Raw genomic sequence first — 9,698 nt, forward strand, 5'->3', positions numbered from 1 at the left:
TGAGTGCGGTCGGCACCGGATGAGCGGAGCGCGAAGCATCCGGGTCGCAGCCCCCACGGGGCAAACACCAAACACACCCCTCAACAAGGAGCAATCGTGGCGCGCGACAACGCGGCTCCCACTTCCAACCCGACGACCCACCAGGAGTTGATCTCCTGGGTGGACGAGATCGCAGCGATCACCGAGCCCGACCGGGTCGTCTGGTGTGACGGCTCCGAGGCCGAGTACGAGCGCCTGTGCGAGGAGCTCGTCGCCAAGGGAACGTTCAAGAAGCTCGACGAGGGCAAGCGCCCCAACTCGTACTACGCCGCCTCCGACCCGTCCGACGTCGCGCGCGTCGAGGACCGGACCTTCATCTGCTCCGAGAAGGAGGAGGACGCGGGCCCGACCAACCACTGGAAGGCCCCGGCGGAGATGAAGGACGTCTTCGCGGGAGAGAAGGGCATCTTCCGCGGCTCCATGAAGGGCCGGACGATGTACGTCGTCCCCTTCTGCATGGGCCCCCTCGGCTCCGAGCTCTCCGCGATCGGCGTCGAGATCACCGACTCCGCCTACGTCGCGGTCGCCATGCGCACCATGACCCGCATGGGCAAGGCCGTCCTCGACGAGCTCGGCTCCGACGGGTTCTTCGTCAAGGCCGTCCACACCCTCGGTGCTCCGCTCGCCGAGGGCCAGGCCGACGTGCCGTGGCCCTGCAACACCACCAAGTACATCTCGCACTTCCCGGAGACCCGCGAGATCTGGTCGTACGGCTCGGGCTACGGCGGCAACGCCCTGCTCGGCAAGAAGTGCTACGCGCTGCGCATCGCCTCCGTCATGGCGCGTGACGAGGGCTGGCTCGCCGAGCACATGCTGATCCTCAAGCTCACCCCGCCGCAGGGTGAGGCGAAGTACGTCGCCGCCGCGTTCCCGAGCGCCTGCGGCAAGACGAACCTGGCCATGCTGGAGCCCACGATCCCCGGCTGGACGGTCGAGACCATCGGCGACGACATCGCCTGGATGCGCTTCGGCGAGGACGGTCGCCTGTACGCGATCAACCCCGAGGCCGGCTTCTTCGGCGTCGCGCCCGGCACCGGCGAGCACACCAACGCCAACGCCATGAAGACGATGTACGCGAACACCGTCTTCACCAACGTCGCGCTCACCCCGGACGGCTCCGACGTCTGGTGGGAGGGCATGACCGAGGAGGCCCCGGCCGAGCTCATCGACTGGAAGGGCAACGCCTGGACCCCGGCGTCCGAGACCCCGGCGGCCCACCCGAACGCCCGCTTCGCCGTCCCGGCCTCCCAGTGCCCGACGATCGCCCCCGAGTGGGAGGACCCCAAGGGCGTCCCGATCTCCGCGATCCTCTTCGGCGGCCGCCGCGCCTCCGCCGTGCCGCTGGTCACCGAGTCCTTCGACTGGAACCACGGCGTCTTCATCGGCTCGAACATCGCCTCCGAGAAGACCGCCGCCGCCGAGGGCAAGGTCGGCGAGCTGCGCCGCGACCCGTTCGCCATGCTGCCGTTCTGCGGCTACAACATGGGCGACTACATGGCCCACTGGATCAAGGTCGGCGCGGCCGCGGACGCTGCGAAGCTCCCGAAGATCTACTACGTGAACTGGTTCCGCAAGAACGACGCGGGCAAGTTCGTGTGGCCGGGCTTCGGCGAGAACAGCCGCGTCCTCAAGTGGATCGTCGAGCGCCTCGACGGCAAGGCCGAGGGCGTCGGGACCCCCATCGGCATCCTGCCGACCGCAGCCTCCCTGGACACCGACGGCCTGGACATCCCGGCCGAGGACCTGGACTTCCTCCTCACCGTCGACAAGGAGGTCTGGCGCGAGGAGGCCGCCCTGGTCCCCGAGCACCTGAACACCTACGGCGACCACACTCCCAAGGAGCTGTGGGACCAGTACCACGCGCTCGTCGAGCGCCTGGGCTGAGCCAGGCCGCGCCCTGAAGAAGGGCCTATGAACGTGGGAGCCCCCGACCAAGCGGCGCCCACCGCTGTGGGAGCCCCCGACCAAGCGGTTCCCACCGCAGCACCGGCCGAAAGTCATACCTGTCAGGAGTGTTGTCCGCGCTCCTCCAGGTAGGTCGTGTGCGTCTGCTGACGGCGGGCCTCTGCTTCGCGGAGGTCCGCCGTCACGCGTTCCGCCTCCTCGTGCAGCAGCGACAGCTGCCGCTCCAGGTGGCGTTCCGGCGACTCACCGCCCGGGGTGAGCCGGGTCCACCAGCGGGTCCGGTTGTACGTGTCCACGCACTCCGGCACGTCCCGCTCGATCGCCCGCGACAGCGCGTGCACCGACTCCGGGTCGGCGGCCAGGACATCGGCCACCCACCCCGGCTCCAGCAGCGCCCCGTACAGCTCCATCAGCTCCGCGAGCCGCCCCTCGGCCGGGGCCGGCAGCTCCACCTCGGTCAGGTACTCCCGCAGCCGGCCGAACTGTTCCCGTACGCCGGTCAGCTGCTCGGTGGGCCCCTCGGGCTCGGGCGGCTCCGGCCGCTCCGGCGGGGCGATCAGCGCGCCCGCCCCGTACAGCCCGGCCACGACCACCGGCCAGTACGTGCCCGCGACCCCGGCGACGGTCAGGCCCAGCCCGGCCACCCCGCAGGCGCTGCCGGCCAGGTTCTTCTTCGACTCCAGGTAGTGGAGAAGACCCGCGCCGAGGACTCTATTGGTAGCCACGGATCTCCTCGAACGCGCCGTTCAGCGAACCGTTGCCGTCGGTGGCGTCGAAGAGCCGCCCGCCGGTCAGTTCGGTGATGTGGCCGAGCTCCTTGCGGTCCGAGTCCCCGAACAGCACCGCGAAGACCGGCGTGTGCTTCTGCGCGTCCGGCAGCCCGGCGTAGAAGGAGTCGAAGTCCTTCGCCTTGTCGCCGCTCTGCCCGTCCGTCATCAGCACGATCGAGGTGAACGCGTCCGCGCTGCCCTTCCCCAGGTGCTCGTACGCCGCCTTCAGACTGCCGTACACGGCGGTACCCCCCTCGGGCTGGAGCGATGTCACATCGCCCCGGATCGCATCCAGCGCCGGCCCCGGATTGCCCGGTTCGACGACATGCGTCAGCACCTTCTTCACCTTGTCGCCGAACGGCAGCAGCGTCACCTCCTCGCGGTCCCGGAACCGCTGCCCGGGCCCCGAACCGCCCGTCCCCGTCAGCTCGGTGAGCGCCGACCGCAGCCGCCCGATGCGGTCCTCCTCGGCCATCGAACCCGAGGTGTCCAGCACGTACACCGTGCGCGAGGGCCGGCGCAGCTCGTTCTCGTACGAGGCCAGCAGCCCGTCGGCGACCGACCGGGCGCCCGGGAACGGCAGCTCCCGCCGCTTCTCCGCATTCAGCCCGGCCGCCGGCGCCACCCCGGCCGTGACCGGCCGGCGGAACGTCTTCTCGGTGATCGACTTCTGCGCTTCGGGGCCGCTCAGGTAGTCGGTCAGGGCCCGCCCCGACTCGCGGGCCCCGGCCGGGGCCGAGGTCAGCAGGGTCAGCGGGTAGTGGGCGGTGACCACCCCGTCGCGCGGGCGGATCACCGTCAGGTCCGTCTTCGCGTCCCGGTTCATGGACAGCAGCACGGACTCGTAGTTCACCAGCGCGTCCACGTCCCCGCGCTTGGTGTACGCGGTGGCCAGCCAGCCCGAGGAGCCCGAGGTCAGCTTCTGCCCGGCGAAGAACTCCTTCAGCTTGGGTTGGGCCGCCTTCACGTCCGCGTCGGTCAGCGCCGCCTGTGCGCCCGACAGCCCGGAGGCCACCGAGATCAGGGCGGAGAACCCGGAGTTGGAGCGCACCGGGTCGGTCATCCCGTACGTCAGCTTCCCGGCGGCGACGGCCTCGTGCACCGCAGACCAGGTGACCTCCTCCGGCTTCCAGCCGAGCCGGGCCAGCGCGTCCGCCCGTACGCCGAGCGCGACCGGCGAGGACATCACCGGGGTCTCGCTGCTGAGCTTCCCGGCGGCTTCGGGGCGCAGCCGCAGGTAGTCGTTGGAGGACAGCCAGATCGCGTCGTACTTGCCGTCGGCCTTGCCGGAGGCGACCTGCTCGGCCGCGTCGAGGGTGCCGGACCAGGTGAGTTCGACGCTGACCCCGGTGGCGGCCTTCGCGGCCTTCAGCACCGGCTCCATGTCGGCCAGCTCGCTGGAGGCCAGCACCCGCAGCTTGCCCTCCTGGTACTTCGACTCGGCGGGCTTCGCGGGCCCGTCGGAGGTGCAGGCCGAGGCCCCGAGCAGGGCCGCGGTCAGCAGGGCCGCCGCCGCGAGCCGCCCGCGCGCCGACGCGGTGGGGATGCCGGGGATGCCACGGCTGCCACGGCTGCTCATCGGGGACCGCCTTCCAGCGCGCCGGAGGTGCGCGTACGGGCCAGGTAGGCCGACGCGGTCTGCAGTTCCCCGGTCAGGGACTCGACGGTGGCGGCCATGTTCTCGGTGGCCTGCACCTTGAACGTGTCGATCGCGTCCAGCGTCCGGTAGATCTGGGCGAAGGCCGTACGCAGCGTCTCCGCGCCGACCGCCGGGTCGGCGGCGATCCGCTGGATCTCCCCGCTCTGCGTGGACAGCATCTCCGCGTTGCCCCGGATCAGGTCCTCGGTGGTCGTGCGCAACGTGTTGACCTGCTCGATCACCTTGCGCTGGCTGTCGAGGGCAGAGGCCAGCATCACGGCGATCCGCAGCGCGGACACGGTGGTGGTGGCGGCCCGGTCCACGCCCTTGATCAGCTCGTCGTTGTTGCGCCGGACCACGTCCATCGCCAGGTAGCCCTGCGCGCACACCGCCAGCTGGGTCAGCAGGTCCTGGTGCTTCTGCCGGACCGGGAAGAGGAGGTCGGCGCGCATCGCGTCGGCCGCCTGCGGGTCGGCGTGCCCGGCCTCGGCGATCCGCTGCTCGACGGCCGTGTCGAGGGCCTCGGTGAGGACGGCGTACTCCTGGAGCTTGCCCATGGTCTCCCACAGGCGCGCCCGCTCGGTGTGCAGGGCCGCGTTGTCGCGGCGCAACTCGTCCTGGCCGCCGCGCAGCGAGCCCACGATCTTGTTGAGGGTGGCCTGCGAGGAGGCGTACTTGGCCACGTGGTCGCGGAACTTGTTGCCGCCGGGCAGCTTCGCCAGGATCGCCTTGACGCCCTTGGCGGGCGTCTCCCGCGGGTCGAGGTCCTCCACGGTGCGGCGCAGCTCGACCAGGGAGCCCGCGACGCGGGCCTGGGCGTCGCCGCCCCCGTCGGAGCCGAGGGACCGTACGGCCCGCTCGAGCATCCGGTTGGACTGCTGGGCGGCGCTGCGGATGTCGGCGGCGCCGAGCCCGGAGATCTCGCCGATGCGGCTCGCGAACTCGGGGGAGCGGGTGTCGATCCCGGCGAGCGAGCCGACGTACTCCCCGGCCCGGCGGGCCATCTCCTCGTGCACCCCGTCCTGGAGCGGTACGAGGCCCGAAGCCTGCTCCCGCCTGACGGGGGCGACGGGCTCGGGAGCGGTGAGGACGAGCGGGCTCTGCGTGGTGTTTTCAGGTGGTGTCAGAGTCATGTGTGCTGGTCCCCTCAGCCCTTGGCGCGCGCGGCCAGCGCCATGAGGATCTTGACGGTCGGTGCGCTGACCTGGCGGATGCCGGTCAGCTCCGGGTTGAGGTACGCGGCGTGCGCGGCGGTGGCCGCGGTGAACTCGGGCACGCCGTTCTGCGGCCGGAACCCGTGCCGGACGGCCAGCTCGCGCAGCTTCGGGTCGGTGGCGAGGAGGGAGCCGAGTTCCTTCGCGTTCTCGCTGATCGGCACGAAGGTGTGCGGGGAGTTGACGGTGGTGTCCGGGTAGAGCACCACCATGTCCCCCGGAGCCTGCTTCTGCTGGAGCAGCGAGGCCACCTGGGACTCGTACGCGAGGATGAGCGGTTCGCCGCTGCCGGAGATGAAGGCCCGGAACGGGTCGTCGGTGCTCGGCTCCAACGCGCCCTGGACGGAGATCAGTTTCTGCATCAGGGGCGCGGTGCGGTCGATCCCGGCCTGGTCGGAGACCACGTTGTTGCCGTTGGCGACGTTCGAGGTGGCGGCCAGGAAGAGCGCCCCGGAGTTGGAGGTCGCGGGATCGGTGGTCTTGATGAACACGGTGCCGGTCAGCTCGGCGAAGGCGGCGGAGCCGGACAGCTGCTGCCAGCTGCGCTTCTCTTCGGCGGCCTTGAGGTAGGGGCCCATGAGGAGGGTCCCGGAGTTCTTGCCGGTCATCTTGGCGAGGTTGTTGTCGGCGAGCACCTTGGCGGCGTTGGCGCGGGCGACGACCACGAGCGGGGAGAAGAAGGGCCTGGTGGTCTGGGCGCCCTTGACGCCTGCCGCGGCCTCGATCTCCGTGGCGGGCTCGCTGCTGCTGGGGAAGGCGAAGTCGAACTCCTTGAGGGCGAGTTGGTCCATCGCCCAGGAGCCGGAGGTTTCGGTCTTCACGGTGTAGCCCTTGTCGGCAAGGGCTTTGACGACGTCGGGATCGCGGAAGTATTCGGACTTCTCGGATCCGATGACGCCTTTCACGGTCTTCGTTGCCGTGGTTGGGGGCTCCTCTCCTCCGGCGAGCGCGACGACCACCACGCCGCCGAGGAGGAGGACCGCCAAAGCGATTCCTAGGATGCGTCTCACGGGTGCAGCGTGCTCGCGGAAACCCACATTCCGCGCGAAGTCGAATGAACGTCAGGTGTCCAGGCGGTCCCACTTCGAAATGCTGTGTGGATCGGCCGGTGCTGGCAGGCGGGGCGGCAGGCCGGGAGGATCGTCCCATGGGCGTGAGCGCGTTGAAGTGGCAGGGCTGGGTGGTCGGCCTGACGGTCCTGGCCGGCCTGCTGGTGTTCGCCCCGCTGGGCCTGTACGTGTGGGCCAGCGGCGAGCCGGGCGCGGCGTCGCCGCGGCCCGCGGTGGAGGACGTACGGGTCACCGGGTGCCGGGTCGATGCCGGGAGCCGGCGCGTGGTCGCGGCGGTGGAGGCGGCGGGGCGGCCCGGGGGCGCCGGCGCGTACCTCGTCACGGTGGAGTTCCGCGAGAAGGCCGATCCGGAGCCGGGTGAGCGGGCGGCCCAGGCGCTGGTGAAGGTCCCGGGAGTGGTCCCCGGCGCGACGGAGCGCGCCGAGGCGGTCGGGCCGGTGTGGCCGGTCGCGAAGGTGCCGTGGTGCGGGGTCGCCGCCGCGGACTTCACGGCGGCCCCGTAGGCCGGGGCCGGGGGTCTGGGCCGGGGGTCTGGGCGAGGCGGGGCCACCCGACCCCGTGGGCCGGGATCCGTACCGCCCGCAGGGCAGCCAGCCGGGCGGGCCTGCGCGTTCGCCCCCGCAGGGGCATGGCGCCCGGTCCGGAGCCTCCGCGGCCCCGGACCGGGGCCGATCAGAGGCTGCCGGCCAGGTTCTGCGAGGCCAGGGCGGCGGCGTGGGCGTCCATGCGCTCGGCGGCGAGGATCGCGACGGTGGTGTCGGCGCGGGACGCGGCGACGACCAGCGCGCGGCCGGCGAGGTCGTGGGCCCGCTGGTGCAGGGCGGTGAGGCCGGCGATGTCGGCGCGCGGCGCACGGGCGGGCTCGGAGCCGCGCAGCCGGGTCACCTGGGCGGCGATGCGGGCGGCGGCGCCGTCGAGGCCGAGCTCGTCGGTGACGGTGAGCAGGGCTGCCAGGTGGCCGGCGAGCTGGGTGTCCAGCGCTTCGGCGCGGCTGCTGCGCGGGTAGCCGGCGTGGCCGTCGGAGTGGTGGCCGCCCACACGGTGGACGACCGGCTTGGTGCGGATCGGCTCGTACATGAGGGGGCCTCCTGCGTGGTCAGGAGGCCATCCTACATTGGATCGGTTCTAAAGTTGTGCTCGATCCGGCATCGAGTGCCGTCATGCCTGCTAGGGCTGGCCGTATCCGTCCAGGAACTTGCCGATCCGGGTCACCGCGTCCGCCAGATCCGTGGCGTTCGGCAGCGTCACGATCCGGAAGTGGTCGGGCTCGGGCCAGTTGAAGCCCGTACCGTGCACCACCATGATCTTCTCGGCCCGCAGCAGGTCGAGGACCATCTGGCGGTCGTCCTTGATCTTGTAGACGGCCGGGTCGAGCTTCGGGAAGAGGTACAGCGCGCCCTTGGGCTTCACGCAGGTGATGCCGGGGATCTGGGTCAGCAGCTCGTGCGCCGTGTCGCGCTGCTCCAGCAGCCGCCCGCCCGGGAGGACCAGGTCGTTGATCGACTGCCGGCCGCCGAGGGCGGTCGCGACGGCGTGCTGAGAGGGCATGTTCGCGCACAGCCGCATGTTGGCCAGGATGGTCAGGCCCTCGATGTACGACGCGGCGTGCTGCTTGGGTCCGCAGACCGCCATCCAGCCGGACCGGTAGCCGGCGACGCGGTAGTTCTTGGACAGCCCGCTGAAGGTGAGGGTCAGCAGGTCCGGGGCGACGGCGGCGGTGTTCGTGTGCGTGGCGCCGTCGTAGAGGATCCGGTCGTAGATCTCGTCGGAGCAGACGATCAGGTTGTGGCGGCGCGCGATGTCCGTGAGGCCGCGCAGCATCTCGTCGTCGTAGACGGCGCCGGTCGGGTTGTTCGGGTTGATGACCACGATCGCGCGGGTGCGGTCGGTGATCTTGCGCTCGATGTCGGCGAGGTCCGGCATCCAGTCGGACTGCTCGTCGCAGCGGTAGTGCACGGCGGTGCCGCCGGCGAGGTTCACGGAGGCGGTCCAGAGCGGGTAGTCCGGCGCCGGGACGAGCACCTCGTCGCCGTCGTCGAGCAGTGCCTGCATCGACATCTGGATCAGCTCGGAGACGCCGTTGCCGAGGTAGATGTCCTCGACGTCCAGCTCGATGCCCTTGGTCTGGTAGTGCTGCACGACCGCGCGGCGCGCGGAGAGCAGCCCCTTCGCGTCTCCGTACCCGTGGGCGTTGCCCAGGTTGCGGAGCATGTCCTCAAGGATCTCCGGCGGGCACTCGAAGCCGAAGGCCGCGGGGTTGCCGGTGTTGAGCTTGAGGATGCGATGACCTGCCGCTTCGAGTCGCATGGCCTCTTCGAGCACGGGGCCGCGGATCTCGTAGCAGACATTGGCGAGTTTCGTTGACTGGATCACCTGCATGACGGGAGCTTACGGGCCGGGCGGCCGGTCCGCCGAGGTATTCGGGGCGGAAAGGGGGGAGGGATATGTCCTGTTTCGCGTGATGGGAGGGTGTCGATGCGGTCCGCCCTTGGAAACGGCGGCCGCCGCGGCGTTCCGGCCTGCGGAATGGGTGGGGCGCGGGTGCGGGGGAGCCGCGGTGTTGCGCTCGTCACTTGGAGGTGCCCGAGCGGGGCTCGAGCGGGGTGCCTGGGCAGGGAGCTGAGTACGGGGCCTGAGTACGCGCACTCATGCGGCGCGGCGGCCTCCCGGCGCAGGCTTGCCCGGGGGGACGGACGGAGAGGCGGGGCAGTGGAATTCGTGGTCGGGGACATGGCGATCAGCACGGTGGGCACGGACGGCGACGACCGGGCGATCGAGTTCCTGGTCGCCCCGCGGAGCGGGGAGGGAGCGCAGGACGCGCACTTCGCGATCTACCGCGACCACGGCCAGGGCTGGGAGGCGGCCCGCCTGGCCGTCGACCCCCTGTCGGGCAGCGTCCCGATCGCGGCGGTGGAATGGGCGGTGGAGTTCGCCCGCGAATACCTCTGACCGCGCCGGCCCGGCCCGGCTCGCGCCGGCCGGGCTCGCGCCGGCCGGGCTCGCGCCGGCCGGGCTCGCGCCGGCCGGGCTCGCGCCGGCCGGGCTCGCGCCGGCCGGGCTC

Annotated in this window: 9 protein-coding genes; 3 read left to right on the top strand and 6 right to left on the bottom strand. The window is 71.4% G+C overall.

The genetic code is table 11. The features are described 5' to 3' along the window. The first annotated feature begins 96 nt into the window (after window positions 1-96). Window positions 97-1,923, top strand: coding sequence for a phosphoenolpyruvate carboxykinase (GTP) (locus AB0I68_RS15360; RefSeq protein ID WP_363177760.1), 1,827 nt, complete (start codon window positions 97-99; stop codon window positions 1,921-1,923). A gap of 122 nt (window positions 1,924-2,045) precedes the next feature. Here the strand turns inward: AB0I68_RS15360 and AB0I68_RS15365 are convergent, their stop codons facing one another. The 4 genes from AB0I68_RS15365 to AB0I68_RS15380 are packed head-to-tail and all read right to left on the bottom strand — an operon-like array spanning window position 2,046 to window position 6,577. After that, window positions 2,046-2,669: a hypothetical protein gene (locus AB0I68_RS15365; RefSeq protein ID WP_363177761.1), complete on the bottom strand. Its 624-nt coding sequence runs from the start codon at window positions 2,667-2,669 to the stop codon at window positions 2,046-2,048. Further along, entirely contained in the window at window positions 2,656-4,293 is a 1,638-nt protein-coding gene (locus AB0I68_RS15370; RefSeq protein ID WP_363177762.1) for a VWA domain-containing protein, read from the bottom strand. The genes AB0I68_RS15365 and AB0I68_RS15370 overlap by 14 nt, the downstream gene beginning before the upstream one ends. Continuing rightward, window positions 4,290-5,486: a toxic anion resistance protein gene (locus AB0I68_RS15375; protein ID WP_363177763.1), complete on the bottom strand. Its 1,197-nt coding sequence runs from the start codon at window positions 5,484-5,486 to the stop codon at window positions 4,290-4,292. The genes AB0I68_RS15370 and AB0I68_RS15375 overlap by 4 nt, the downstream gene beginning before the upstream one ends. Before the next feature lie 14 nt (window positions 5,487-5,500). Further along, window positions 5,501-6,577 (bottom strand): substrate-binding domain-containing protein, encoded by a 1,077-nt coding sequence (locus tag AB0I68_RS15380; protein ID WP_363177764.1) that lies wholly within the window; start codon window positions 6,575-6,577, stop codon window positions 5,501-5,503. Between the two features lie 143 nt (window positions 6,578-6,720). On the opposite strand from AB0I68_RS15380, the gene AB0I68_RS15385 reads away from it, so the two are divergent. Continuing rightward, a complete protein-coding gene (locus AB0I68_RS15385; RefSeq protein ID WP_363177765.1) occupies window positions 6,721-7,140 on the top strand; it encodes a hypothetical protein in 420 nt (139 codons plus the stop codon). Between the two features lie 169 nt (window positions 7,141-7,309). On the opposite strand, the gene AB0I68_RS15390 is transcribed toward AB0I68_RS15385, so the two are convergent. Together AB0I68_RS15390 and AB0I68_RS15395 are read right to left on the bottom strand one after the other, a co-directional pair. Then, window positions 7,310-7,714, bottom strand: coding sequence for a hypothetical protein (locus AB0I68_RS15390; RefSeq protein ID WP_363177766.1), 405 nt, complete (start codon window positions 7,712-7,714; stop codon window positions 7,310-7,312). A 90-nt stretch (window positions 7,715-7,804) separates the two neighbouring features. Beyond that, window positions 7,805-9,016, bottom strand: coding sequence for a pyridoxal phosphate-dependent aminotransferase (locus AB0I68_RS15395; RefSeq protein ID WP_363177767.1), 1,212 nt, complete (start codon window positions 9,014-9,016; stop codon window positions 7,805-7,807). Window positions 9,017-9,346: 330 nt separating this feature from the next. Here AB0I68_RS15395 and AB0I68_RS15400 point away from each other — a divergent pair, with 330 nt between their 5' ends. Then, on the top strand, window positions 9,347-9,586 hold the full coding sequence (locus AB0I68_RS15400; protein ID WP_363177768.1) for a hypothetical protein: 240 nt from the start codon (window positions 9,347-9,349) through the stop codon (window positions 9,584-9,586). Window positions 9,587-9,698 lie beyond the last annotated feature (112 nt).

The sequence above is a fragment of the Streptomyces sp. NPDC050448 genome (assembly GCF_040655295.1).
Lineage (GTDB): Bacteria > Actinomycetota > Actinomycetes > Streptomycetales > Streptomycetaceae > Streptomyces.

Excerpts from the sequence above, each read along its gene's own strand:
- AB0I68_RS15370 (WP_363177762.1), bottom strand. The coding sequence starts at position 4,293 with ATGAGCAGCCGTGGCAGCCGTGGCATCCCCGGCATCCCCACCGCGTCG.
- AB0I68_RS15375 (WP_363177763.1), bottom strand. The coding sequence starts at position 5,486 with ATGACTCTGACACCACCTGAAAACACCACGCAGAGCCCGCTCGTCCTC.
- AB0I68_RS15390 (WP_363177766.1), bottom strand. The coding sequence starts at position 7,714 with ATGTACGAGCCGATCCGCACCAAGCCGGTCGTCCACCGTGTGGGCGGC.
- AB0I68_RS15395 (WP_363177767.1), bottom strand. The coding sequence starts at position 9,016 with ATGCAGGTGATCCAGTCAACGAAACTCGCCAATGTCTGCTACGAGATC.